We start from the raw sequence: 25607 nt of genomic DNA, 5'->3' as shown, positions 1-25607 counted from the left end.
GTAGATTTTCCTTATGTTCACCACCCGACCCACGCTCCAGGGCACCTTCGGCATGGTGTCCGCCACCCACTGGCTGGCCTCGCAGTCGGCGATGGCCGTTCTGGAGGACGGCGGCAATGCGTACGACGCCGCCGTCGCCGGGGCGTTCGTGCTGCACGTCGTGGAACCGCACCTCAACGGACCCGCCGGTGAGGTGCCCGTCCTCCTCGCCCCGGCGGGCGGGGAGGTGCGGGTGCTGTGCGGCCAGGGCGTCGCTCCCGCAGGGGCGACGATCGAGCACTACAGGGGACTCGGTCTGGATCTCGTACCCGGTACGGGACCCCTTGCGGCGGCCGTCCCCGGCGCCTTCGACGCCTGGATGCTCCTCCTCAGGGACTACGGCACGAAGTCCCTGGCCGACGTCCTGAAGTACGCCATCGGGTACGCCGAGGACGGCCACGCGTGCGTGGAGAACGTCGGGGCGACCGTCGAGGCCGTGCGGGAGCTGTTCGAGACGGAGTGGATCTCGTCGGCGGACGTGTACCTGCCGGGCGGGAAGGCACCCAGGCCCGGCGAGCTGTTCCGTAACCCCGCCCTCGCCGCCACCTGGAGGCGGCTCCTCGCCGAGGTCGCCGGTGCGGGGGACCGGGAGGCCCAGATCGAGGCGGCGAGGGAAGTGTGGCGGTCCGGATTCATCGCCGAGGCCCTCGTACGGCAGTCCGGGCGGCCCACGATGGACACCAGCGGGAAGCGCCACACCGGCACCCTCACGACCGCCGACCTGGCGTCCTGGTCCGCGTCCTACGAGGCCCCGGCGACGTACGACTGGAACGGCTGGACGCTCTGCAAGGCCGGCCCCTGGAGCCAGGGCCCGGCCTTCCTCCAGCAACTCGCCCTGCTCCCGGCCGAGTTGCCTGCCTACGAGTCCGCCGAGTACGTCCATCTGCTGATCGAGGGCTGCAAGCTCGCGATGGCCGACCGGGAGGCCTGGTACGGGGACGCGGGCGAGGACGCCGTACCTCTGGGTGAGCTGCTGTCGGCGGAGTACAACGCGGCGCGGCGGGAGCTGATCGGCGAGAAGGCGTCGTACGAGCTGCGGCCCGGCAGTCCCGGAGGGCGCGCTCCGCGTCTGTGCGGGCACGCGCGCGTGGTGGCGCCCAAGGAGTCCGGCTTCGACCCGTTGGGGGCGGGGGAGCCGACCGTCGCGCGGGTGAGTGCCGACGGCGGTACCCGTGGCGACACCTGCCACCTCGACGTCGTCGACCGCTGGGGCAACATGATCGCGGCCACGCCCAGCGGAGGCTGGCTGCAGTCCAACCCGGTGGTGCCCGAGCTGGGCTTCCCGCTCGGCACCCGGCTCCAGATGGCCTGGCTGGAGCCCGGCCTGCCCAACTCCCTTGCCCCGGGCCGCCGTCCGCGCACCACGCTCACCCCGTCGATCGCCCTGCGCGACGGCGTGCCGGTCCTGGCGTTCGGCACGCCCGGCGGGGACCAGCAGGACCAGTGGCAGCTGCACTTCTTCCTGGCGGTCGCCACGCGCGCGAAGGCACGCGGCGGCCTCGACCTCCAGGGTGCGATCGACGCCCCGAACTGGCACAACGACAGCTTCCCCGGCTCCTTCTACCCGCGCGGCATGCAGCCCGGGAGCGTCACCGTCGAGGCCCGCATGGACGAGGCGGTGGTGGAGGAGCTGCGGCGACGCGGACATGACGTGACCGTCGGCGACGCCTGGTCCGAGGGACGGTTGTGCGCGGTCGCCCGGGACCCGGAGGCCGGGATCCTGTCGGCGGCGGCGAATCCGCGGGGCATGCAGGGGTACGCCGTGGGGCGCTGAGCTGCCGTGGGAGGAAGCGGCTCCCAGTGATCTCCGGAGCCGGGTGTTCATGGTGATTCCACCCGGTGTGCACCGGGCGGGTGAGGATTGTCAGTGACGCGTGCTCTCATGGAGGCATGATCGAAGACACCGAAACCATCGACGAGTTTCTCGTACAGCACACGGCCGACGTCGAAGAAGCCATCCGCAAGGCGGCGGCGACCGAGATCATGCCCCGCTTCCGGCAGCTCGCGGCGCACGAGGTCGACCAGAAGAGCGGCCCGCACGACCTGGTCACGGACGCCGACCGCAACGCCGAGCGGTATCTGACGAAGGTGCTCGGCTCCCTCCTGCCCGGCTCCGTCGTCGTCGGCGAGGAAGCGGTGCACGCCGACCCGGAGACGTACGAGGCGATACAGGGCGACGCCCCGGTCTGGATCGTCGACCCGGTCGACGGGACACGGCAGTTCGTGCGCGGCGAGACCGGCTTCTGCACCCTGGTCGCGCTCGCCCGGCACGGGGAGCTGCTCGCCTCCTGGACCTACGCGGCCGCCCGCGACCAGATGGCCACGGCCGTCAAGGGCGGCGGCGCCTTCCTCGACGGCGTACGGCTGCGCTCCGGTGCCCCGGACCCCGCCCGGGACCTGGAGGTGGCCACCTCCCACCCGGACTACACGACGGACGCCCAGAAGCGTGCCCTGCTCGGACTGTGGGCGGACGGTGTGCGCACGCGCCCGTGCGGCTCGGCCGGCCTTGAGTACCTCGCCATCGCCCGGGGCGAGTTGGACGCCACCGCGTTCTCCTGGGAGGCGGCCTGGGACCACGCGGCCGGCCTGCTCCTCGTCGAGGAGGCGGGTGGCGCCCACCTCACGCTCACGGGAGAGCCGTTCCGCATCACCGGTGGCAACGCGCTGCCCTTCACGGCGGCCCGGGACGCGGCGACCGCGCAGCGCGTGATGGAGCTGCTGAGGGCGTCGTAGGGTCACGGGTTTCGCACACTGGACGGGCTGGCCCCGGGGTTGTCGGTCCCGCGGCATATCCTGACCCTGAGTTGCCATCGGCTGACGAAGGGGTCCCAAGGTGCCGTCGATGCTCGATGCGGTCGTGGTGGGTGCGGGGCCGAACGGACTGACGGCCGCCGTGGAGCTGGCCCGGCGCGGCTTCTCCGTGGCCGTGTTCGAGGCACGGGACACCGTGGGCGGGGGCGCCCGCACCGAGGAGCTCACCCTCCCCGGCTTCCGGCACGACCCCTGCTCGGCGGCGCACCCACTCGGTATCAACTCCCCGGCGTTCCGCGCCCTGCCGCTGGAGCGCTACGGCCTGGAGTGGCTGCACCCCGAGCTGCCCATGGCGCATCCCTTCACCGACGGCAGCGCGGCCGTGCTGTCGCGGTCGGTCGCGGAGACGGCCGCGTCGTTCGGACCGCGTGACGCGGGCGCGTACCGCAGGCTGGTCGAGCCCTTCCTCCCCAAGTGGGACACCCTGGTCCGCGACTTCATGTCCCTGCCGCGCACCGCGCTGCCGCGCGACCCGGTCACCCTCGCCCGCTTCGGACTGACCGGCCTGCCCCCGTCGACCTGGCTGACCAGCCGCTTCCGCGACGAGCGCGCCAAGACCCTGTTCGCCGGACTCGTCGGCCACGTCATGGCCCCGCTCAGCGGCTTCGCCACCGGCGCGATCGGCCTGGTCTTCGCCCTGGCGGCACACGCGCGTGGCTGGCCGGTGGCCCGCGGCGGCTCCCAGTCCATCTCGGACGCCCTCGCCGCCTACCTCAAGGACCTCGGCGGCGAGATCCACACCGACTACGAGGTCAAGCGCCTCGACGACCTCCCGCCGGCCCGCGCCTACGTCTTCGACACCTCGCCCACCGCCCTGGCGAAGATCGCGGGCTTCGGTGACTACTACGCCAACTACCGTTACGGCGCAGGCGTGTTCAAGGTCGACTATGCCCTGGACGGCCCGGTCCCCTGGACCGCCAAGGAAGCCCGCACCGCCGGCACGGTACAGATCGGCGCCGACAGCACGGAGATCGGCACCGCCCTGCGCGCCGCGTCCCGCGAGAACCGCGCCCCCGACAAGCCGTTCATGATCACCGTGCAGCCCAGCATCGTCGACCCCACCCGCGCCCCGGCCGGCAAGCAGGTCTTCTGGGCCTACGGCCATGTCCCCAGCGGCTGGACCGGCGACCTCACGGACGCCCTGGAACGCCAGCTGGAGCGCTTCGCCCCGGGGTTCCGCGACCGTGTCCTCGCCCGGGCGACCGCGGGCCCACCCGAACTCGCCGCCCGCAACGCCAACTACGTGGGAGGCGACATCGGCACCGGCGCGGTCTCCGGACTCCAGATCCTCCTGCGCCCGAAGCTTTCCCTCTCTCCCTACGGCACCCCGCACCCCGCCGTCTTCATCTGCTCCTCGGCGACCCCGCCAGGACCCGGAGTGCACGGCATGTCGGGACACAACGCGGCGAAGGCCGTCTGGCGCAGACTGAGGCAGTCATGACCACCACCATCACCCTCGTCCAGGGCGACATCACCCGCCAGAGCGCCGACGCGATCGTCAACGCGGCCAACTCCTCACTCCTGGGCGGCGGAGGAGTCGACGGCGCGATCCACCGCCGGGGCGGCCCGGCGATCCTGGCGGACTGCCGAAAACTCCGTGCCTCGCACTACGGCAAGGGGCTCGCGACGGGCAAAGCGGTCGCGACGACAGCGGGTGAGCTGGACGCGCGGTGGGTGATCCACACGGTGGGGCCGGTGTACTCCCGCGAGGAGGACCGCTCGGACCAACTCACCTCCTGCTACCGCGAGTCCCTGCGCGTCGCCGACGAACTCGGCGCCCGTACGGTCGCGTTCCCCGCCGTGTCCGCCGGGATCTTCGGCTGGCCGATGGACGACGCGGCGCGGATCGCCGTAGAGACGGTGCGGGCGGCGGAGACGTCGGTCGAGGAGGTCACGTTCGTGCTCTTCGACGAGGCGGCGTACGAGGCGTTCGGCCGGCAGGTGCGCTGACCGGCGGTCGTGGCCCGTCGGCCCAACTGGCCTGAGGAACCTGGGTAGTTGTGATGGTCCTCACGCGTCGATCACGACGTCCTCCAGCGGTTTCGAGCAGCACAGCAGGATCTTGTTCTGGGTGATCTCGCGTGGCCGTATGCCCCCGTTGTGCTGCATGTCGACGGAGCCGGAGAGCAGGGTCGCCTTGCATGTGCCGCACATGCCCTGGGCGCACGAGGCGGGCAGGCTGAGGCCGGCCCGGGACGCGGCGGCGAGGAGCGAGGTGTCGGGATCGCAGCCGAGGGTGCGCCCGCTGCGGGTGAACTCGACCTTGAAACCGGCATCCGTGGCGGTGGTCGGCGAGGCCTCGGCCTGCGTGGCCGGTGTCTCGAAGGTGAAGCTCTCCTCGTGATAGCGGTCCATGTCGAGGCCGGCGTCCGCCAGCATGTGCCGTACGGCGGCCATGTAGGGGGCGGGACCGCAGGTGAAGACCTCCCGTTCCCGGAAGTCCGGCGCGACCTGCCGCAGTGTCTCGATCGTGAGGCGGCCGCGGTAGCCGCCCCAGGGGGCGTACGGGCGGTCCTCCTCGCAGATGTGGACCACGCGGATGTTGGGCGCGGTCGCGGCGATGAGGTCGAGTTCATGACGGAAGACGATGTCCGCCGGGGTGCGCGCGCTGTGCACGAACACCACGTCGGCGGGGTCGGCCAGGTCGTACAGCGTCCTGGTCATCGACATCGACGGCGTCACTCCGACGCCCCCGGACAGGAACAGGTACTTGGGCGCCGGATGCCGGGCCGTGCTGAACTCGCCGAGCGGTCCGTGCGCCCGCACGGTGTCGCCGGGGCGCAGCCGGTCGTGCAGCCAGTTCGACACCAGCCCGCCCGGGATGCGCTTCACCGTGATCGAGAGCAGGAACGGGCGAGTCGGCGACGAGGAGATCGTGTAGCAGCGCTGGACCGGTCGGCCGTCGATGTCGAGGGTCAGCGTCAGGAACTGGCCCGGGTCGTGCCGGAACAGCCGGGGTTCGGCGTACTCGAACACGAACGTGGTGACGTCGTGCGTGAGCGGGTGCACCTGACGGCACACCAGGAGTTCCTCGGTCTCGGTCATCGCCGCCGCTCCAGGTGTGCCGCGAGCCGGGTCACGTACCAGTTGACGAACGCCTCGACCTGCTCCTCCGTCGGGCCGTACGGCCCCGGCAGGTAGGCAGGGCTGCTGATGCCCTGGTGGGCGCGGGCCACGAGTACCGCGTCCTGGTCGTTCGTCGCCTTCCACACCTTCGTCATCGTGTCGAGGTCGTAGTCGATCCCCTCCACGGCGTCGGCGTGCACGAGCCAGGTGGTGCGGACGAGGGTGCGGTCCGGACCGAGCGGGATCGTGGAGAACGTGATCGCGTGGTCGGCCATGAAGTGGAACCAGGAGTTGGGCTGGAGGTGCATGGACAGCCGGCCCAGGCGGGCCGTGGGGAAGTCCGCGAGCAGGCGGTTGCACGCGGCCGTGCCGTCCGGGGTGTAGGACTCCCCGGCCAGGTCGAGGGGTTCGCGCTGGATACGGAAACCGGTGGGGCGGGTGTCCAGCTCCTCGATCTCGGCGTACGGCAGGCCCAGCGACTCGTAGGTTTTCCGGGCCTCGGCGTCGGCCAGCAGGAAGCGCTCGTAGGCCGGGCGCAGCGCGGGCGGGATGTCCTGCTCCTGGTAGCCGTAGATGGGGAAGTAGCAGGCCTGGAGCTCGGGATGGCCCACGCAGTGGTAGCACTCCCGGTTGTTCTCCATGGTCAGCTTCCAGTTGCCGTTCTCGACCAGGTCGATCTGCGTGGCGACCTTCGCCCGGGCCAGGTTGTGGGGTGCGAGGTACGGCTCGATGCGGGCGGCGACCTCGTCGAAGTCGGCGGGCGGTTCGTCGGCCAGGCAGATGAAGACCAGCCCGGCCACCGTGCGTGCGTGCACGGTGCGCAGTCCGAAGCACGTCGGGTCGAAGCCGGGCGCCTGGGACTCGGCGTGCAGCAGTTTGCCGTCCACGCCGTACGTCCAACGGTGGTACCCGCAGACGATGTTGCCCACCGAGCCCCGCTCCTCGTTCAGGATGCGTGCGCCGCGGTGGCGGCAGACGTTGTGGAAGGCCCGTACGTCCTCGTCGTCGTCGCGCACGACGATGATGGAGTACGACCCGATGTCGACCGTCACGTAGTCGCCGGGCTCGGGGAGCTCCGCCTCGGCGGCCACGAACAGCCAACTCCGGGCGAAGACTGCCTCGATGTCGAGGTCGAAGAACTCCTCGCTCACGTAGAACGGGGCTTCGAGGCTCTGACCGGCGGGGCGTCGGGCAACGAGGTCGCCGAGGTCGGGGGTCGCTTGCTTCATCTCATCTCTCCGGTACGACTGGGGAGTTGACGTGCGGACGGGGTGGCGCTCAGACCGGCAGGCACAGCCGCAGCCCGTCGTAGACCGCGGCGTGGACGGTGCGGGCGGCCACGGCGTCGCCGATGCGGAACAGCTGGTAGTCGCCCGCCTCGTTGCGGACCACCGACTGCTCCTCGTACGCCAGCAGGGCGCGGTGGTCGACCTCGCCGAGGTTGGTCGAGCCGGGGAGGAGGTCGACGTACAACTCGTCGTTCGGCAGGGTCCCGTGCTCCACGATCACGTGGTCCACGGTCCGCTCGGTCTCCGTCTCGGTGTACTCGCTGTACAGGGTCGCGGTGAGCCGCCCGTCCCCGGTCCTGTGTACGGAGCGCAGTCGCCGGGCGAGCGTGGTGGTGACGTCGTGTTTCGCGAACGCCCGTAGGTAGGCAGGGGAGTTCATGCTGCCGACGTCGGGGGCGAGGGTGCGCTCCGGGGTGACGTACTCGATCCGGACGCCGGGCGACGCGGTGAGGACTTCTACGGCGTCCATCGCCGGGTAGCCGCCGTGGTCGTCGTAGACCAGGATCTCGCCGCGCGGTCGGCGCAGTGAGCCCGTCATCACGTCCCAGGTGTCGGAGACCAGGTCCTGGCCGGCGGTGAGGAAGCTGCGGTTGGGGAGGCCGCCGGTGGCGACGATCACCAGGTCGGGGCGTTCGGCGAGGACATCGGCTGCCTCGGCGTATGTGCCCAGGCGCAGGTCGACGCCGAGGTGTTTGCACTCGGCGAGGCGCCAGTCGACGATCTGGACCAGGTCGGCCCGGCGCGGGTTCGACGCGGCGAGCCTGATCTGCCCGCCGGGCCGGTCGCCCGCCTCGAACAGGACGACGTCATGGCCGCGTTCGCCGAGCACGCGCGCCGCTTCCAGGCCGGCCGGGCCACCGCCGACCACAACTGCCCTCCTGCGGCGGCCGATTGTGGCGGAGACGATGTGCGGTACCTGGAGCTCGCGGCCGACCGCGGGGTTGTGGATGCACTTGGTGTCGCCGGAGTCGTAGATCGCGTCGAGGCAGTAACTCGCCCCGACGCAGGGCCGGATGCGGTCCTCCTGGCCGGCCGTCACCTTGGCGACCAGGTGCGGATCGGCGATCTGCGCACGGGTCATGCCGACCAGGTCGAGAAGTCCCTCGCGCAGGGCGTGCCGGGCGGTGGCGACGTCGGCGATGCGGGCCGCGTGCATCACCGGGACGGAGAGGCGCCGCTTGATCTCGCCGGTGAAGTCCAGGTACGGCCCGAGCGGGGTGCCGATGGACGGGATGGCCTTCGCCAGGGACGCGTCGCTCTCGATGGAGCCGTGGATGACGCTGAGGAAGTCGATGCCGTCGGCGGCGTACCGCTCGGCGGCGGTGAGCGCCTCGTCGGAAGTGAGGCCGCCGGGGCGCGCCTCGTCGAGCGACATCCGGATGCCGACGACGAAGTCCGGGCCGACGGCCTCGCGGACGGCGCGGATCACCCGGCGCGGGAACGCCATGCGGTTCTCCAGGCCGCCGCCCCACTCGTCGTCGCGGTGGTTGGTCGCGGGGGACAGGAAACTGTCCAACAGGTGGCCGTACGCCTCCAGTTCGATGCCGTCGAGGCCGCCCTCCTTGCAACGGACCGCCGCGGCCGCGTAGTCGGCGACGATCCGGTCCAGGTCCCAGGACTCGGCGGCCTTCGGGAAGGCGCGGTGCGCGGGTTCGCGCAGCGCCGAGGCGGACACCACCGGGAGCCAGTCGCCGGTGAAGTTGCTGGTACGGCGCCCGAGATGGGTGACCTGGCACATCACCGCGGCCCCGGCCTCGTGCACGTCGTCGGCGAGCCGGCGCAGCCACGGCACGATGTCGTCGCGGTACAGGAGCAGGTTGCCGAACGCCGGCGGGCTGTCGGGCGAGACCACCGCAGAGCCGCCGATCATCGTGAGGCCGACCCCGCCCCGCGCCTTCTCCACGTGGTAGGCCCGGTAGCGGTCCTTGGGCAGGCCGTCCTCGCCGAACGCCGGTTCGTGGGAGGTGCTGACCACCCGGTTGCGCAGGGTGAGGTGCTTGAGCCGGAAGGGCTGGAGCAGGGGGTCCAGGACGCGTGAGGGCACAGCGGCGGGTGAGGGCACAGCAGCTCCTCGGGAGAGCTCCGAGCGGGTGGTTTCGCTATGCGAAACAGCTCCGCGATACGAAACAAATGGTGGAGCTGGAAATCCCCACCCGTCAAGAGCCCGCCGTGTTAACTCGCCGTGCGCGCAGCGCTCATCCGCGTTTCACGTACCCCCGGCGCCAGGAGATCTTCGCGGCGGCCGCCAGCACCTGTTCCGCCAGACCGGGAACGGTGTCCTCGTTGATGCGGAAGGTCGGCCCGGACAGGGTCACGGCCGCGATGACCTCGCCGTCCAGGGCGCGGACCGGGGCCGCGATCACGGCCAGCCCGATCTCGTGCTCCTCGCTGGTGGTGGCGTAGCCCCGCTCACGGATCGTCTCAAGAGCGGCCGCGAGGGGCGCCGGATCGACGATGGTGTACGGGGTGTACTTCTCCACCCCGCGCGCGAGGATCTCCGCGACCCGGTCGGGGGACATGTGGGCCATGAAGAGCTTGCCCGCCCCGGTGGCGTGCATCGGGGTGCGTCTGCCGACCCAGTCGATGCTCGTGATCGCCGCCGCGCCGATCGCCTGGTCGATGCTGATCACGTCGTGCCCGTCGTGGATCGCCACGTTCACGGTGTCCCCGACGGCCGCGGCCAGTTCCTGGCAGACGGGACGGCTCAGCAGGGACAGATCGCTCACCGTGCTTGCCCCGGCGGCGAGTTCGACCATCGTGTACCCGATGCGGTAACGCCCGCGCTCGGTGTCCTGCTCGACCAGGCCCCGTGACTCCAATGTCGCCAGCAGCCGGAACACGGTCGACTTGTGGACCCCCAGCTCCTCGGCGATCTCCGTCACGCCGCTGGGCCCCCGCTTGGCCAGCACCTGCAGGATCGACACCGCCCGGTCGACGGACTGCACCGAGTGATCGCGCGGGCGGCTTCCGTTGCTGGTCATGGCGGAAGGGTAATGGAGGGGAAGGCGCCGCCCGCGAGCCCGGTGAACCGCTGCCGGACCCGACTCTCAGGCGGTCTTCCAGAGGGTCAGCTCGGTGACGTAGTCGCGGGCCTCGACGCCGGACGCGTCCTTCTGGACGACGACATCCTTGATCTCGAGCATCGCCAGGTTCTTCTCGTCGGTGACGGTGCACAGCAGCGTGCCCTTGGTCAGCTCCTTGCCCTGGTCGGCATCGGCGAGCTGGGAGGGCAGCGCGTTCGCCGCCGCGCCCTCGGCGCACTGCTCGGGGGTGGGACCCGCGCTCTTTCCCGTGGTCGTCACGAGGTTCAGAGGGTGGGTGGTGCCCCACTCCGCGTACTGCAACTCGGCTCCGGTCGTCGAGCTGGAGGCGTGGGTGTCGATCCGCGGCGAGTCCAGGTCGACGTTGGTGTACGAGCTGCGGCCCGTCGTGAACTGGGCGCGCAGGGTGAGCGGCTTGTCCTTGAAGACCGCGGTGTAGCCACTCGTAGTGGGTGACGCGGTGGTGCCGGTGGGCGCCGAAGAGGCTGTCCGCCCGGTGCCGCCCTTCGCGCCGGTGTCCTTGTCGTCGTCACGGGTGAAGACCCAGGCGGCCGCCGCTACGACCACCACGGCCAGCGCGGCGGCGCCGACCACCAGCGGGGTCCGGCTGCGGGCCGGTGCCGGTGCCGGTGCCGTGACCGAGGGCGGGGAGGTGGGCGGTGCCCCGGGCGGGAACGCGGGCGCGGGGCCGGAGGTCGACTGCCGCGCCGGGGCGTGCTGGGTCGGCTCGCCTGGCCGCGGCGCTTGTGTGGGCGCGTGGTTACCGGGCGTCGACGCGTGGGTGGGCGTATACCCGCCGGGCGTGGGGGCGTTGGGCACCCCGGCACGATGAGGCCCGCCACCAGGAGGCACGGTGGTCGCCCCCGCGTCGGGAGGCGCGGTCGCCGTACTCACGGGCTCGCCCGCACTCGCCACGGGCTCGCCCGCCCCCGACCTCGCAGCAGCCCCCTCCACTCCCACCGCTCGCTCCAACTCCCCTTGCTCGCGCGCGTATTGCTCCTGTAGGGCGATGTCCTCGGCGACCGGCTCCGGCAGCCAGCCGGTGAAGTCCCGCAGCGGACGCTCGGCCAACTCCTCGCACAGAGCCGCCAGTTCGGAAGGTGAGGGCCTGGCGGCCGGATCGGCTGCCAGGGTGCGTTCCAGGACCGAGCGCAGCGGTTCGGGATACGACGTCAGGTCCGGCGGGCGGAACTCCGTGTTCGCGATCTTCGTGGCCAGCGTGATGGCCCCGGAGTCGCCGTACGGGTGGCGGCCGGTCGCGGCCACGGCGGCGATCAGGCCGAGGGAGAAGACATCGGCGGCCGGGGTCTGTTCCTGGCCGTTCGCGTGCTCCGGCGACATGAACTGCGGGGTGCCGATGAGCCCGCCGCTGCGGGTGAGCTGGGTGGCGTCGGCGGCCCGCGCGATGCCGAAGTCGATGATCCAGGGACCGTCGGAACCGATGAGGATGTTGCTCGGCTTCATGTCCCGGTGGATCACGCCGGCCTTGTGCACGGCGTGGAGTGCCTCCGCCGCGCAGCCGGTCAACTGGAGCACCGTGGGCAGCGGGAGCGTCCCGTGCAGGGCGAGGACCCGGTCCAGGGCGAGGCCGGGGACGTAGACGGTGGCGAGCCAGGGCTGTGGCCCGGTGGTGTCGTGGTCGACGACCGGGACGATGTGGTAGCCCTGCACGCGGCGGGCGGAGGTCGCCTCCTGCTCGAAGCGGCGGCGGAACTCCTCGTCCCGGGCGTACTCCCGGCGGATCACCTTCAGGGCGACCGGCTGGTTGCCGCGCGTGCGGGAGAGGTAGACGGAACCCATGCCACCCTCGCCGATGCGGGCGAGCAGCCGGTAACCGGCCACGTCTCGCGGGTCGTCGGGGCCCAGCGGTCTCAACTGGTCAGCGTTTCCAGCGTTGTTCAAGATGTTCGGCCCCCCTCGCCAGGCGTGTGATCGTACCGGCGCAAGCCGGTCATCGGGAAGTGTCCGAGGGGATCACGGAAAATAGGCGAACATCGAGGAGAATCACGGCAGTTGACAGGTCCCCTCCGACGGCGAGGCGTGTGCATGGAACATCATCTGGCCCCTTCGGCGGAGGGCGCCGACTACCTGCTGGAACTCTCCAACGTCGTACGCCAGACCTCCATCGGCCCCAGGGGACCGCGCTCGCTGCGCCGACTCGGGCTCGTGCTGCGGGCGTTGACGGAACTCACCGGGGACCCCGACGTCTCCGTGTACCTGGTCGCCGACACCAGTCTGCTGGGCGGGCACCGGGAGTTCGGCGATCCGGCCGAGGTGCGCAGGCTGCGCCGTTGGGTCGCCGACGGGCTGGTCGAGGAGGTGGACGACGCCGACGAGCGGATCCTGGACCTGGCCCGGATGACCGGTACCCGGGTCGTCACGGGCGACCAGTACGTCGACCATCGCGTCGAACACCCGTGGATCCAGGGGAACACCTGGCAGTTCCTCAGACCGGAATCCCGCCACGACGGCTCGGTCGCCGTCGTCCCCATGGACATGGGCGTGCGCACGGAGGCCGAGATCTCCTACCGCATGGAACTCGCGGCCCTCAAGAAGCAGGGCCTGCTCGGTCCGGCCCGCACCCCGCTGACCCAGGTCATCATGCGCAACTGGCGCTGCCCGGAGCCCCGTTGCACGCTCTACGACGTCCACAGGGGCGACCGCGTCCTGCTGCCCCGGATGCGACGCGGCGTCCCCACCTGCGAGCTGCACGGCAGCCCGCTGACCGACGAGGGCCCGAGGCCTGCCGCGGCCCAGCTCAAGGTTGTCATCGACCGTACCTGCGTGGGCCGTTACACCCTCGACGAGGGTTCCGAGGCGCACGTCGGGCGGCTGCCGGGACCGGTGGGCATCGCCCTGCACAGTCTGCTGTCGCCGGAGGTCGCCGCGCAGGTCAGCCGTCGGCACGTGGCGGTCTCCGCGCGCGGCGGGACGGTCCTGGTCCGTGACGTCAGCACCTACGGGACACGGATGCGAGGGGCGGGCCGTAAGGGCGTGCCCGGCCCTTGGGAGACCCTGACACCGGGCACCGACCGGTCCTTCCGCCCCGGCGACGAGGTCGAACTCGCCCCCGGTGTCGTCCTCACCCGCAGCGGCCGGCGCTTCCCCGCCGAACTCGCCGACGCCTGGCGCACCGAGGCCGGCGGGATCGCCGTACCGCCGACCGCGGCGGCGCCTACGCGACGGGTCTGACCACAAGGGGAGCCGGCGGTGCGATCCCCGACCGCACCGCCGACTCCCCGTCCGTCAGCCGACGATGCGGTGCGTCGTCCAGAACGAGGTCAGGTCCGTGGTCGTCGCGGCCTGTGCGGCCGCCTTGAACTCGGCCGTGGTCGAGACGCCGTACCAGTGTGAAGTGGCGTAGTCCTTCAGGAGTTTGGCCATCACCGTGTCGCCGAGGGTGCGGCGCAGGTCGTGCAGGGCGCACTTGCCGTAGCCGTAGACGACGGTGGAGTAGCGGGACGAGTGGGCGTCCCAGTAGGCCATCGAGTTGGTGATGTTCTCCGCGGAGGAGGCCCAGGAGACGCTGTTCCAGCAGTTGGTGCCGGTCAGGCCCTGGGCGAGGTCGGTGGCGTAGTCGGTGAACGCCTCGTCCAGCCACGGGCTGTTGTACTCGTCGTCGCCGACGATGCCGTAGAACCACTGGTGGCCGATCTCGTGGGTGAGGGCCGTGGTGCTGACGAGGTCGAGGACGAAGCCGGGGTACTCCATGCCGCCGAACCAGAAGTTGTTGTCGATGACGGCGTCCAACTCGCCGTACGGGTAGGCGCCGAAGCGGCCCGCGTGGGCGTCGACTGCGGACTTGGCGGTGGTCAGCATCGACTGGGCGTTGGACGAGCTGATGCCCGACACCGAGTAGATGTTGATGGGGGTGCCCGCCGTCGACGTACCCGAGATCTTGGTGAACGGGCCCGCCGCCCACGCGAAGTCACGGACCTTGGACGCGGTGGCCGTGGTCACCGTGCGGCCGCTGGTGCCGGGGGTGTCGACCGAGGCGCCGGTGGCCGGGACCAGCAGGGTGGTCGGGTGGTCCAGGGTGACCTTGAAGTCGGCGGCCAGGGAGTAGAAGGACTCGCCGTTGTTCGTGTACGGGTCCAGGTGCCAGCCCGAGCCGTCCTTGATCGCGAGGACCGGCAGCGCGTTGCCGATCATGCTGAACGCGCCGTCGTAGCCGAACCGGTCCGCGCCGCTCGGGACGGTGATCCCCAAGTCGAAGCCGATCGTGGTCGATTGACCCTGCGCGAGGGGAGTGGGGAGCGCTATTTGCAGGGCCGTGCAGGCGACCGAGAGAGCGCCCGCGGTGCCGCCGGTGACGTTGGTGACCGTGATCGGCGGCGCGGAGCAGGTGCCGTGGTAGTTGTCCCACAGCCGCAGGTACACCTCGGTGAGCGGGGTGGCCGACGCGTTGGTGAAGGTCGTGCTCTCGTGGCCGGTCCAGACCGTGCCGGCGGTGTTGCTGCTCAGGCTGACGGTGTACGCCGGGGCGGCCGGCGTGCGCGTCGAGTCGGCCGGCGGGGCGGTGTCGCCCGAGGTGTTCAGCGCGATGTCGTCCAGGACGAAGCTCGTCTGCAGGCTGGAGTCCTCGGTGCCGCTGAAGGCGAGGCTCACGGTCTGGCCCGCGAACGACGACACGTCGAACGACTTCTGGACGTAGCCGGTGGCCTTGTTCAGGTTCGAGTACGTCGCCAGCGTCGTGCTGCCGATCTTCGCCGTCAGCTTGTCGTACGCGGTCGACGAGGTCGTCTCGGCGGTGTCGATGTGCAGCCAGAAGGTGAGCGTGGCGCTGCTGCACCCGGACGGGATCGTGACGCTCTGGCTTAGGCTGTCGGTGTGTGTGCCGCCGGTGCCGTTCAGCCAGGCGAAGCTGGTGCCGCCGTGGGCGCTCTGCCCGGTGCGGCTGGTGATGACGGTCGTCGAGGACTGGGTCCAGGACGAAGTGCCGCTCTCGAAGCCGCCGTTGGCGACCACCTGCGCCGGGGTGCAGGCGGCGGCCACGGGAGCCGCGGACGGTGCCGCGGCGGCCGGGGTGACGGGGAGCGAGAGCGCGGCCACCGCCGCGACGGCGAAGATGCCGGCGGCGAGAGCCTTGTGGGGGGTCGATCTCACACGGAACTCCTTATACGGCGGCCGGGATTCCGGCCTGCTCGGTGGCCGCCGGGCCGGACTGGGTGTTCCGGTGGGCGGCCGTGGGAACGCGCGTAGCGCTTGCGTGATCGCGGGGGAAGCTTCGCAGATTTGACCGGGCCATGCCATAAGGAGAGGGAAGTGTGTGCGCGAAGTGGAGGATGGGGTGAGCCGGGGGCGGAGAGAGGTGTGTGCACACCCGCGTTGCACGGGCCATGCCTCGATTTGGCCTCCGGTTGGCCGAATGTACGCCTTCGATTGCTTCCATCGAACGATGGACCACATCACGTTCCTCGTGGCGGTCGTCATCGTCACGGCCTTGGCCTTCGACTTCACCAACGGATTCCACGACACCGCCAACGCGATGGCGACGTCCATCGCCACCGGGGCACTGAAGCCCAAAACGGCGGTCCTGATCAGTGGGGCTCTCAACCTCGTCGGCGCCTTCCTGTCCACGGAAGTCGCCAAAACGATCTCCGGCGGCATCGTCGACGACACCCTGGTCACCCCAGGGATGATCTTCGCGGGGCTCGTCGGGGCGATCCTCTGGAATCTCCTGACCTGGTTGCTGGGGCTGCCGTCCAGTTCCTCGCACGCCCTGTTCGGTGGCCTGATCGGCGCCGTCTGGGTCGGCGCGGGCTCCAACGGTGTCCACTTCGACAAGGTCGTGGAGAAGATCCTGATCCCCGCGGTGGCCTCCCCGCTCGTGGCCGGAATCGCCGCTCTCCTCGCCACCTACCTCGCCTACAAGATCACCGCCCGGGCCCGCAAGGACTCGGTCAGCAAGGGCTTCCGGCTCGGCCAGATCGCCTCGGCCTCGCTGGTCTCCCTCGCGCACGGCACGAACGACGCCCAGAAGACGATGGGCGTCATCACCCTGACCCTGATCTCCGTGGGCTCGCTCGGCCACGACGCCGGTCCGCCGGTGTGGGTCATCACCGCGGCGGGACTCGCCATCGGCCTGGGCACCTACATCGGCGGCTGGCGCATCATCCGCACGATGGGCAAGGGCCTCACCGACATCCAGTCCCCGCAGGGCTTCGCCGCCGAGGCCGCCTCCACGACCGTCATCCTCACCTCCGCCCACCTGGGCTTCGCGCTGTCCACCACCCAGGTCTGCTCCGGCGGCATCCTCGGCGCCGGTCTGGGCAGGCGCCTGGCCGAGGTGCGCTGGGGCACGGCCGGCCGCATGGTCATCGGCTGGCTGGTCACCCTGCCGGCCGCCGCGCTGGTCGGCGGTCTGTCCGCGAGCGTCGTCAAGCACGGCGGCAACCTCGGTACGGCCCTGATCGCCCTGATCGCCGCCGCCGTGGCCGCGTTCATCGTGATCGCCTCGCGTCGCAACCCCGTGCACGCGGACAACGTGAACGAGACCCACGAGGTCACCATCCGCAGCGAGGCGTCCTCGGACGTCCGTACGGCCGCCTGAACCAAGGGAGTTGAGCTATGAGTCTGGACTGGAGCGCCCTCGGCGAGGTCTTCGCGGTGAGCGTCGGAGTCACCGTCGGTGTGGTCGTCATCTTCGCGTTCGGCATCCTGGGCCTCGCCCAGGTCGAGGCCGCGCGTGAACAGGACGGCGGCACGCACGCCCTCGGTCTGACGCAGGCGGGGTTGTGCTTTCTCGCGTGTGCGGCTGTCGTGGCATACGGCATCTATCTGATCGTGCCGCAGTTCCACTGAGTACGGCGGATCACCACCGATCACCTCTGAGCCACTGAACCCCCTTGAGAGGAGGCCGGGATGACTGAACTGCTGAGCGGGCTGCGGGTCGACTACACCGACGCCGACGACCCGGTGCTGGTGCGGCCCGACGGCAGCACGGTGGACACCTGGCGGGAGAACTACCCGTACGAACAGCGCATGGAGCGCAAGGAGTACGACTGGCACAAGCGGCTCCAGCAGATAGAACTGCTGAAGCTGCAACGCTGGGTCAAGGAGACCGGCCGTCGTCTCGTCATCGTCTGCGAGGGACGCGACGCGGCCGGCAAGGGCGGCACGATCAAACGGTTCACCGAGCACCTGAACCCGCGCGGCGCCCGCGTGGTCGCGCTGGAGAAGCCGAGCGAGCGCGAGAGCGGGCAGTGGTACTTCCAGCGTTACGTCCAGCACCTGCCGACCGCGGGCGAGATCGTGCTGTTCGACCGGTCCTGGTACAACCGGGCGGGCGTGGAGCGCGTGATGGGGTTCTGCACGGACGACGAGTACCGCCGTTTCATGCGCCAGGCCCCGCTGTTCGAGCGGATGCTGGCGGACGACGGCATCGACCTGATCAAGTTCTGGTTCTCCGTCTCACAGGGTGAACAGCGCACCCGTTTCACGATCCGCCAGGTGGATCCCGTACGGCAGTGGAAGCTCAGCGCGATGGACCTGGAGTCCCTGGACCGCTGGGACGACTACACGGCCGCCAAGGTCGCCATGTTCCGGGAGACCGACACGGAACACGCGCCCTGGACCGTGGTGAAGAGCAACGACAAGAAGCGGGCCCGGGTCGAGGCCATGCGCAGCGTGCTGGCACGCTTCGACTACGCCGACAAGGACGACGAGGTGGTCGGCAGCCCCGACCCCCGCATCGTCGGCGCGGCGGCGAACCTGCTGGAGGAGGGCGAGGACGACACGGCGGCGGTGTTCTGAGGACCGGGTCCGGTGTTCTAGGGACCGGGTCGCTCGGGGCCGGTCCTAGTCGCCGTCACGCGGCACGAGCGTCACCCGGTGGAAGTTGCAGCCGGTCATGGGCGGGCTCCCGGAAGGGGGCCCGCCCGCGTGTGCCTTGAGGGCGACGCTGACCAGGCTCAACAGCAGATCGACGTCCGTCTCGCAGTCCAGGTGGACCGTCACCCAGCGGGAGCCCGGGATGATCCGGATCGCGGTCGACTCGCTGAGGTCGTGATGGAACCGGAGGATGGCCCCGACCGTGAGATGCAGGTCCACATCGTGGTCCGAGTGGAAATGCACGATCTCGCTGTGGGCGGACCGCAGCGCCCGCCCCGTGCCGCAACTGGCCGGGACCGCGCTGAGATCGCGCCAGCCTTCCAGTCGCTGCATGGCTCGCTCGGCCAGGGTCATGTTCCTATCGTGGACCGCGCACCGCTTCGCAACCAGAGGTTGAGCGATTTGTAACCGGGGCGTGAGGTACCGCACACCTGAGGAGCGTCGGGTGTGCGGTGCGCGAACCGGGTCAACTCCCCTCGGACACAAGCTTTTCGTATCCCTTTTCGTACCCCACCAGCCGTACGCAGGTGGCCACCCCCTCGATGATCTCCTCGATCTCGGAGAGGTCCGGGAAGGAGGGGGCGATACGGATCGTCCGGTCCCTGGGGTCGTCGCGGTACGGATGCGTGGCACCCGCCGGAGTCAGGGCCAGACCGGCGTCGGCCGCGCGCCGCACCACTTCGCGGGCGCACCCGTCCGGCACGTCGAGGGTGATGAAGTAGCCGCCCCTGGGCGTCGACCAGGATGCGAGACCGGTGTCGCCCAGCCGCTCCGCGAGGATGCGCAGCACGGTGTCGAACTTCGGCCGCAACAGCTCACGGTGCTTGCGCATGTGCTCGCGCACCCCGTCGGCGTCGCGCAGGAACATCGCGTGCCGCAGCTGGTTGACCTTGTCCGGGCCGATGGACCGCTTGGCGCTGTAGCCGCGCAGCCAGGCCACGTTGGCCGGGGACGAGCCGAAGAACGCCACGCCCGCACCGCCCAGCGTGATCTTCGAGGTGGACCCGAAGACGAAGACCCGGTCGGGATGCCCGCTCGTGGCACAGGTGGCGAGCATGTCGGCGATCTCCACCTCCTCGTCGGTGAGGTGGTGCACGGCGTAGGCGTTGTCCCAGAAGACCCGGAAGTCGGGCGCGGCCGTCGGCATGACGGCGAGCCGCCGTACGGTCTCGTCGCTGTAGCAGGTGCCGTCCGGATTGCTGTACTTGGGCACGCACCAGATGCCCTTGACGGCAGGGTCCTCGGCGACCAGCCGTTCCACCGTGTCCATGTCGGGACCCTCGGCGGTCATCGGCACGGGGATCATCTCGATGCCGAACCGCTCGCACAGCGCGAAGTGCCGGTCGTAGCCGGGCACCGGGCACAGGAACGCGACCCGCTCCTCGTCCGCCCAGCGGCGCGCGGCCCCGGGCAGCGTGCCGAGCAGCGCGTGCACGAGGCAGTCGTGCATCAGCTCCAGACTGGAGTTCCCTACGGCGAGCAGCTGCTCGGCCGGGACCTGGAGGAACCCGGAGAAGATCTCCCGGAGCTCCGACAGCCCGTCCGCGCCACCGTAGTTGCGGCAGTCCGTGCCGTCGGCGGAGGTGTAGCGGTCGCCGGGCAGCGAGAGCAGTGCGGCGGACAGGTCGAGCTGCCGGGCGGAGGGCTTGCCGCGGGTCAGGTCGAGCTTGAGCCCCTTCGCGAGAAGGGCTTCGTAGTCGCTCCGGGCCGCGTCGAGCAGGGCCGGGAGGGAGTCTGCGGGGTACGCAGACGGGGGAGGAGGCGTCACGGAAGCCGACGCTACAAAGCCCGAGGTCACACCACAAACGCATAACCCGCCCGCACCGCTGACACCCGCGCCGGGAGTACGGTGATCCGTGCCTGGCCAGGCCACGCAAGGTTGATGTCGGATTCCCGCCAGCCCCCGTCCGCCCTGTATCGGATGCTGGACACATGCAGAACGGGATGCACACCGACACGGAGCGCTGTGTACGCGCGGTCCAGTCCAAGGACGCGCGCTTCGACGGCTGGTTCTTCACGGCCGTCCTGACCACCCGCATCTACTGCCGGCCCAGCTGCCCGGTCGTCCCGCCCAAGCCGGAGAACATGACGTTCTACCCGAGCGCGGCGGCCTGCCAGCAGGCGGGTTTCCGGGCCTGCAAGCGCTGCCGCCCGGACACCAGCCCCGGCTCCCCGGAGTGGAACCAGCGGGCCGACCTGGTGGCCCGCGCGATGCGCCTGATCGCCGACGGAACCGTGGACCGCGAGGGCGTCCCCGGCCTCGCCGCCCGCCTCGGCTACAGCACCCGGCAGATCGAACGCCAGCTCCTCGCCGAACTCGGTGCGGGACCCCTCGCGCTGGCCCGCGCCCAACGCGCCCAGACGGCAAGGCTGTTGATCGAGACGACGGCCCTCCCGATGGCGGAGATCGCCTTCGCCGCCGGCTTCTCCTCGATCCGCACCTTCAACGACACCGTGCGCGACGTCTTCGCCCTCTCGCCGAGCGAGCTGCGCAACAGGCGCCCGAAGACGACCGTGTTGACCCCCGGCACCCTCACCCTCCGCCTGCCGTTCCGCGCCCCCCTCAACCCCGACAACCTCTTCGGCCACCTCGCCGCGACCGCCGTGCCGGGCGTGGAGGAGTGGCGCACCGGCGCGTACCGCCGCACCCTCCGCCTCCCCTACGGCCACGGCATCGTGTCCCTGACGCCCCGGTCCGACCACATCGCCTGCCGCCTCACCCTCAGCGACCTGCGCGACCTGCCGGTGGCGATCAGCCGCTGCCGCCGCATGCTCGACCTGGACGCCGATCCGGTCGCGGTGGACGACCAGTTGAGAACCGACCCGGTGCTGGCACCGCTGGTGGACAAGGCGCCGGGCCGGCGCGTCCCGCGCACGGTCGACGAGGCGGAGTTCGCCGTACGGGCCGTCCTCGGCCAGCAGGTCTCCACGGCGGCGGCCCGCACCCACGCGGCCCGCCTGGTCACCGCGCACGGCGAACCGCTCGACGACCCCGAGGGCGGCCTGACCCACCTCTTCCCGTCGGCGGAGTCACTGGCGGCGGTGGACCCGGAATCACTGGCGATGCCGCAGACCCGCCGCACGACATTCACCACCCTGGTCTCCCAACTCGCCGACAGCACGCTCCATTTGGGGGTGGAGAGCGACTGGACGGAAACCCGTGCCCGACTCCTCTCCCTCCCCGGCTTCGGCCCCTGGACGGCCGACGTCATCGCCATGCGCGCCCTCGGCGACCCCGACGCCTTCCTCCCCACCGACCTCGGAATCCGGCGCGCCGCCCAGGAGTTGGGCCTCCCGTCCACCCCGGCCGCCCTCACCGCACGCGCGGCGGCCTGGCGGCCCTGGCGGGCGTACGCGGTCCAGTACCTGTGGGCGACGGACAGCCACCCGATCAACTTCCTTCCCGTATAAGGAGATTGCGGACGAACATGAAGCACCACACGGTGATCGACAGCCCGTACGGCCCGCTGACCCTCGTCGCCGACGAGGACGGCGCCCTCTGCGGCCTCTACATGGTCGACCAACGCCACCGCCCCCCGGAGGAGAACTTCGGCACCCCCGACGACACCCCCTTCGCCGAGACGACGGCCCAACTACAGGCCTACTTCACAGGCGAATTGAAGGAGTTCACCCTCCGACTCCGCCTGCACGGAACCCCGTTCCAGCAGACGGTCTGGGACCAGCTCCGCCGCATCCCCTACGGCGAGACCCGCTCCTACGGCGACCTCGCCGACGCCCTCGGCAACCCGGGCGCCTCCCGCGCGGTGGGCCTCGCCAACGGCAAGAACCCGATCGGGATCATCGTCCCCTGCCACCGGGTCGTGGGCGCGAACGGCAGTCTCACGGGGTACGGCGGCGGCCTCGAACGCAAGCAGCGGTTGCTGGACTTCGAGAGCGGGGCGGCGCTTTTCTAGCGCCTTCGGCGATTCTGGCGCTGGCCGGGTGTCATGACAGCAGTCGGCGCTCCTTGGCGACAGCCACCGCCCCGGACCGCGTCTCCACCCCCAACTTGCCGTAGATGCGCCCGAGATGGGTCTTGACCGTCGCTTCGCTGATGAAGAGGGCCCGGGCGATCTCCCGGTTGCCCAGGCCGCGGGCCAGCTGGCCGAGGATCTCGTGCTCGCGCTCGGACAGGGCGGGGTGCGGGTTGCGCATCCGCGCCATGAGCCGGTCGGCGACCGGGGCCGAGAGCGCCGTACGACCGGATGCGGCGCTGTGGATCGCGGTGAACAGTTCCTCGGGGCGTTCGGCCTTGAGGAGATAGCCCGTGGCGCCCGCCTCGACGGCGCGGGTGATGTCGGCGTCGGTGTCGAACATGGTGAGGACGAGGACGCGGGGGCCTCCGCCGGCGGTAAGTCTCCTGGTGGCCGTCACGCCGTCCATGCCGTCGCCGAGCTGGAGATCCATCAGCACCACGTCGGGCCGGAGTTGGGCGGCCAGGGCGAGGGCCTCCTCGCCGCTGCCCGCCTCACCGACCACCTCGATGCCGTCGGCGCTGGACAGCAGCGCACGCAGTCCGGCCCGTACGACGGCGTGGTCGTCGCACAGCAGCAGACGTACGGGTACGGGTGTGCTCACGGGACGAGTTCCTCACGGACGACAGGTACGGCGACCGACACCACCGTGCCCTCGCCGGGAGCCGACTCCACGCCCAGCGTGCCACCCGACTGCCGGGCCCGGATCCGCATGGCGGGCAGCCCGTGGCCGCGCACCCGGCCGGGTGCGGACACCGGGGGAGAACTGGCGTCGAAACCACGGCCGTTGTCGGCGACGTCCAGGGAGATCTGGTCGTCGAGGCAGGTCAGGGTCAGCGCGGCCCGGGTCGCGGCCGCGTGCTCGCGTACGTTGGCCAACGCGCCCTGGGCGATGCGCAACAGCGTCGCAGCGGCCCGTACGGGCAGCGGGCCCGGATCGCCGTCGAGCCGGAACTCCACCGTCAGGCCCGGACCGCTCTCCCGCTCGGCGAGCGCGCGCAGTGCCGCGGGCAGGGAGTGCTCGACGAGGTCGGCCGGTGCCAGGTCGTGGACGAACCGGCGTGCTTCGGCGAGGCCGCGGGAGGTGATCTCGGCGGCCTCGAGAATGTGCCCGTGGGCCGCTTCCGGGTCCGTCCGCCACAGTCGCTCGGCGGCCTGCAACAGCATCTGCTGACTGGACAGGCCCTGCGCGACGGTGTCGTGGATCTCCGTGGCCAGCCGCTGCCGCTCCGCCAGGACACCGGCCCGCCGTTCGGTGGCCGCGAGGTCGCGGCGGGTGCGGACCAGGTCGTCGATCAGGACGCGCTGCCGGGCCGCCTGCCGCTGCAACTGCACCAGTACGGCGGTGGCGACCGCCGCGAGGGCCGGCGGGGCGACGACCATGTTGGGGTTGAGCGTGCCGTCGGCGACCCGTATCTCGGAGGCCACGACCAGCGAGGTGAGCACGGCGGCCAGCGGCACCGCGAACCGCGGAGGCAGCGCGTACAGGCCGGCGAACAGCAGGGGCATCGCGCACCAGGTGGCACTCGGTGCGAGGGCGAGCAGCACGGTCCAGACGGCGGACACCGAGCCCAGCCAGGCCAGATGACGCGCGCTGGGCGCGGAACCCGGGCGGGGTGCCGGAGCCAGGAACTGCCCGAGGACGTACAGCAGACAGAAGACCGCGTACAGCGCGAGCACCCAGCTGGTGCGGGTCCCGCCCTGGTCGCGGGTCAGGAACCGCACGAACGACGAGCCGAGCAGCAGAAAGAACGCGGCGTGCACGAGCACGGGCAACAGGCGCTCCTCCGGACCGATGCGCCCCGTCCTCTGTTGCTCCGCGTGCCCCGTCCTCGGTTGTCCCGTGTGTCCCATCCTCCGTGTCTAACGCGACGAACGGGACGGCGCATCAACCGATCGGCTGACATCCGGATCACCCGAACCGCCGCCGGATCACCGCCCGTTGACCGAGCCGGACACCCGGCCCCCGCACCGAGGCTGGCATCAACACCCGCCACTCACCTCGGAATTCGGAAAGGCGACGACCCCGTGCCCACCAAGGACCTCACCGCCAACCGCGCCGCCCTCGGCCACCGCATCGCCTACGCCCTGCGCCACCCCGACCGCGTGCCCCGCCACCTGGCCCGTGCTACGCGGGACGCCTGGCTGCGTCACCGTCACCCGGACCACGTCTCCTACTACCGCGCCGTGATGCGCTCCGACACCCGGGCCGATCCGGACGCGGCGGTCGGCAGCGCGAGCCGTGAACGCTGGCTTGCGCTGGGCGCGTTGCAGTTCGACTACCTCCTCGGCCACGGTCTGCGCCCCGGGCACCGCATGCTGGAGATCGGCTGCGGAAACCTGCGCGGCGGCTGGCGCTTCATCCGTCACCTCGACCCCGGGCACTACTACGGCATCGACATCTCGCCCGACATCCTGGCGGCGGCGCAGGGCACGGTCGTGGAAATGGGCCTCCAGAAACAGCTCCCCACCCTCACCCCCGTACACGACCTGACCCTCCGCTTCCTGCCCGACGCGCACTTCGACGTCGTCCACGCGCACAGCGTGTTCTCGCACTCCCCGCTCCCGGTCATCGAGGAGTGCCTGGCCAACGTCGGCCGTGTCCTGGCACCGGGCGGCTGGTTCGACTTCACCTTCGACCGCACGGAGGGCGAGGAACACCACGTCCTGCGCGAGGACTTCTACTACCGCACCGAGACGTTGGTCGCGCTGGCGGCCCAACACGGCCTGAACGCCCGCTTCATGGACGACTGGGAACAACTCCCGCACGGCCAGTCGAAGCTCCGCGTCACCCGCTGAGTCCGTGCAGCAGCCGGGGCAGCGCCGTCCCGATGGGCTCCCGTACGACCTCGTCGGCGAGTTCGTCGTACGGCGTCGCCTCGGCGTTGACGATGACCAGCCGTGCCCCGTGATCGGCGGCGACACCGGCGAGCCCGGCGGCGGGCTGGACCTGGAGGCTGCTGCCGACGGCGATGAACACCTGGCAGGCCTTGGTGATGGCGACGGCCTCGCCGAGCACGACGGGGTCGAGCCGCTCGCCGAAGTAGACGGTCGCGGACTTCAGGATCCCGCCGCACTCCAGGCAGGCGGGATCGTCCTCCCCGGCCTCGACCCGGGCGATCGCGTCCTGTATCGGCCCGCGCGCCTCGCACTGCGTGCACACGAACTCCCGCGCGGTGCCGTGCAGTTCGAGCACCTTGCGGGCGGGCAGCCCGGCGAGCTGATGCAGCCCGTCGATGTTCTGCGTGATGACCCGCACGGGCACGCCGGACTTCTCCAGTTCTACGACGGCCCGGTGCGCGGCGTTGGGCTCGGCCTGGAGGGCGCGGTTCTCGCGCCGCATCTGCCAGGACCGGCGCCGGATCTCCGGGTCGCCCATGTAGTACTCGTAGGTGACGAGCTTCTCGGCCTCGGGGTCCTTCCGCCAGAGGCCGTTGGGGCCGCGGTAGTCGGGGATGCCGGAGTCGGTGGAGATACCTGCGCCACTGAGAAGGGCGACGAGAGGCTTGCTCATGGTGCCGAGGGTAGGTCGGTGGGGGCGGAGGCGGCGAGTG

The 25607-nt window shown here is 70.9% G+C and carries 22 protein-coding genes; 11 read left to right on the top strand and 11 right to left on the bottom strand.

Annotated features, from left to right (window positions below):
* Positions 1 to 13 precede the first annotated feature (13 nt).
* The 4 genes from OG504_RS12155 (at position 14) to OG504_RS12140 (ending at position 4800) form a co-directional block, all read left to right on the top strand.
* Complete coding sequence (locus tag OG504_RS12155) at positions 14 to 1813, top strand: gamma-glutamyltransferase family protein (RefSeq protein ID WP_405989828.1); 1800 nt, start codon at positions 14 to 16, stop codon at positions 1811 to 1813.
* Positions 1814 to 1929: 116 nt separating this feature from the next.
* Positions 1930 to 2772, top strand: a complete 843-nt coding sequence (locus OG504_RS12150; protein WP_405989827.1) for an inositol monophosphatase family protein — start codon at positions 1930 to 1932, stop codon at positions 2770 to 2772.
* A gap of 109 nt (positions 2773 to 2881) precedes the next feature.
* Positions 2882 to 4291 carry a phytoene desaturase family protein gene (locus tag OG504_RS12145; RefSeq protein WP_405989826.1) on the top strand — a complete coding sequence of 470 codons (1410 nt, stop codon included), beginning with the start codon at positions 2882 to 2884 and terminating at the stop codon, positions 4289 to 4291.
* Positions 4288 to 4800 (top strand): O-acetyl-ADP-ribose deacetylase, encoded by a 513-nt coding sequence (locus OG504_RS12140; protein ID WP_405989825.1) that lies wholly within the window; start codon positions 4288 to 4290, stop codon positions 4798 to 4800. The genes OG504_RS12145 and OG504_RS12140 overlap by 4 nt, the downstream gene beginning before the upstream one ends.
* Before the next feature lie 60 nt (positions 4801 to 4860).
* Here the strand turns inward: OG504_RS12140 and OG504_RS12135 are convergent, their stop codons facing one another.
* The 5 genes from OG504_RS12135 to OG504_RS12115 form a co-directional block, all read right to left on the bottom strand.
* On the bottom strand, positions 4861 to 5895 hold the full coding sequence (locus OG504_RS12135; protein ID WP_405989824.1) for an FAD-binding oxidoreductase: 1035 nt from the start codon (positions 5893 to 5895) through the stop codon (positions 4861 to 4863).
* Complete coding sequence (locus tag OG504_RS12130; RefSeq protein WP_405989823.1) at positions 5892 to 7145, bottom strand: aromatic ring-hydroxylating dioxygenase subunit alpha; 1254 nt, start codon at positions 7143 to 7145, stop codon at positions 5892 to 5894. Before OG504_RS12130 ends, OG504_RS12135 begins: the two co-directional genes overlap by 4 nt.
* Positions 7146 to 7194: 49 nt before the next feature.
* On the bottom strand, positions 7195 to 9267 hold the full coding sequence (locus tag OG504_RS12125; RefSeq protein WP_405989822.1) for an FAD-dependent oxidoreductase: 2073 nt from the start codon (positions 9265 to 9267) through the stop codon (positions 7195 to 7197).
* 133 nt (positions 9268 to 9400) lie between these two features.
* Positions 9401 to 10186: an IclR family transcriptional regulator gene (locus OG504_RS12120; RefSeq protein ID WP_405989821.1), complete on the bottom strand. Its 786-nt coding sequence runs from the start codon at positions 10184 to 10186 to the stop codon at positions 9401 to 9403.
* 66 nt (positions 10187 to 10252) lie between these two features.
* The gene (locus OG504_RS12115) at positions 10253 to 12046 is read right to left on the bottom strand and encodes a protein kinase domain-containing protein (RefSeq protein ID WP_405996311.1); all 1794 of its coding nucleotides are present in this window, start codon (positions 12044 to 12046) and stop codon (positions 10253 to 10255) included.
* Between the two features lie 246 nt (positions 12047 to 12292).
* Here OG504_RS12115 and OG504_RS12110 point away from each other — a divergent pair, with 246 nt between their 5' ends.
* Positions 12293 to 13438, top strand: a complete 1146-nt coding sequence (locus OG504_RS12110) for an FHA domain-containing protein (RefSeq protein WP_405989820.1) — start codon at positions 12293 to 12295, stop codon at positions 13436 to 13438.
* A gap of 54 nt (positions 13439 to 13492) precedes the next feature.
* Here OG504_RS12110 and OG504_RS12105 read toward each other — a convergent pair whose 3' ends face one another.
* The gene (locus OG504_RS12105; RefSeq protein ID WP_405989819.1) at positions 13493 to 15352 is read right to left on the bottom strand and encodes a M1 family aminopeptidase; all 1860 of its coding nucleotides are present in this window, start codon (positions 15350 to 15352) and stop codon (positions 13493 to 13495) included.
* A 292-nt stretch (positions 15353 to 15644) separates the two neighbouring features.
* Here OG504_RS12105 and OG504_RS12100 point away from each other — a divergent pair, with 292 nt between their 5' ends.
* The 3 genes from OG504_RS12100 to ppk2 are packed head-to-tail and all read left to right on the top strand — an operon-like array spanning position 15645 to position 18001.
* The gene (locus OG504_RS12100; protein ID WP_405989818.1) at positions 15645 to 16799 is read left to right on the top strand and encodes an anion permease; all 1155 of its coding nucleotides are present in this window, start codon (positions 15645 to 15647) and stop codon (positions 16797 to 16799) included.
* Between the two features lie 17 nt (positions 16800 to 16816).
* Positions 16817 to 17050, top strand: coding sequence for a hypothetical protein (locus OG504_RS12095; RefSeq protein WP_405989817.1), 234 nt, complete (start codon positions 16817 to 16819; stop codon positions 17048 to 17050).
* A 60-nt stretch (positions 17051 to 17110) separates the two neighbouring features.
* Positions 17111 to 18001 carry a polyphosphate kinase 2 gene (gene ppk2, locus OG504_RS12090; protein ID WP_405989816.1) on the top strand — a complete coding sequence of 297 codons (891 nt, stop codon included), beginning with the start codon at positions 17111 to 17113 and terminating at the stop codon, positions 17999 to 18001.
* Positions 18002 to 18046: 45 nt separating this feature from the next.
* Here the strand turns inward: ppk2 and OG504_RS12085 are convergent, their stop codons facing one another.
* Positions 18047 to 18433, bottom strand: coding sequence for a luciferase family protein (locus OG504_RS12085; RefSeq protein ID WP_043678676.1), 387 nt, complete (start codon positions 18431 to 18433; stop codon positions 18047 to 18049).
* A 112-nt stretch (positions 18434 to 18545) separates the two neighbouring features.
* Complete coding sequence (locus tag OG504_RS12080; protein ID WP_405989815.1) at positions 18546 to 19847, bottom strand: aminotransferase class I/II-fold pyridoxal phosphate-dependent enzyme; 1302 nt, start codon at positions 19845 to 19847, stop codon at positions 18546 to 18548.
* A 164-nt stretch (positions 19848 to 20011) separates the two neighbouring features.
* On the opposite strand from OG504_RS12080, the gene OG504_RS12075 reads away from it, so the two are divergent.
* Both OG504_RS12075 and OG504_RS12070 read left to right on the top strand, forming a co-directional pair.
* Positions 20012 to 21490, top strand: coding sequence for an AlkA N-terminal domain-containing protein (locus OG504_RS12075; protein WP_405989814.1), 1479 nt, complete (start codon positions 20012 to 20014; stop codon positions 21488 to 21490).
* 17 nt (positions 21491 to 21507) lie between these two features.
* Positions 21508 to 21993, top strand: coding sequence for a methylated-DNA--[protein]-cysteine S-methyltransferase (locus OG504_RS12070; protein WP_405989813.1), 486 nt, complete (start codon positions 21508 to 21510; stop codon positions 21991 to 21993).
* 31 nt (positions 21994 to 22024) lie between these two features.
* Here OG504_RS12070 and OG504_RS12065 read toward each other — a convergent pair whose 3' ends face one another.
* Entirely contained in the window at positions 22025 to 22657 is a 633-nt protein-coding gene (locus tag OG504_RS12065) for a response regulator (RefSeq protein ID WP_405989812.1), read from the bottom strand.
* Positions 22654 to 23823, bottom strand: a complete 1170-nt coding sequence (locus OG504_RS12060; RefSeq protein ID WP_405996310.1) for a sensor histidine kinase — start codon at positions 23821 to 23823, stop codon at positions 22654 to 22656. Before OG504_RS12060 ends, OG504_RS12065 begins: the two co-directional genes overlap by 4 nt.
* A 258-nt stretch (positions 23824 to 24081) precedes the next feature.
* Here OG504_RS12060 and OG504_RS12055 point away from each other — a divergent pair, with 258 nt between their 5' ends.
* Positions 24082 to 24852 (top strand): class I SAM-dependent DNA methyltransferase, encoded by a 771-nt coding sequence (locus tag OG504_RS12055; protein WP_405989811.1) that lies wholly within the window; start codon positions 24082 to 24084, stop codon positions 24850 to 24852.
* Here OG504_RS12055 and OG504_RS12050 read toward each other — a convergent pair.
* Positions 24842 to 25567 carry an SIR2 family NAD-dependent protein deacylase gene (locus OG504_RS12050; protein ID WP_405989810.1) on the bottom strand — a complete coding sequence of 242 codons (726 nt, stop codon included), beginning with the start codon at positions 25565 to 25567 and terminating at the stop codon, positions 24842 to 24844. The two genes, OG504_RS12055 and OG504_RS12050, sit on opposite strands and share 11 nt — an antisense overlap.
* Positions 25568 to 25607: the final 40 nt, after the last annotated feature.

The organism is Streptomyces sp. NBC_00986, assembly GCF_045162565.1.
In the GTDB taxonomy this organism is placed as follows: domain Bacteria; phylum Actinomycetota; class Actinomycetes; order Streptomycetales; family Streptomycetaceae; genus Streptomyces.
This window is presented reverse-complemented; position numbering and strand designations above follow the sequence as displayed.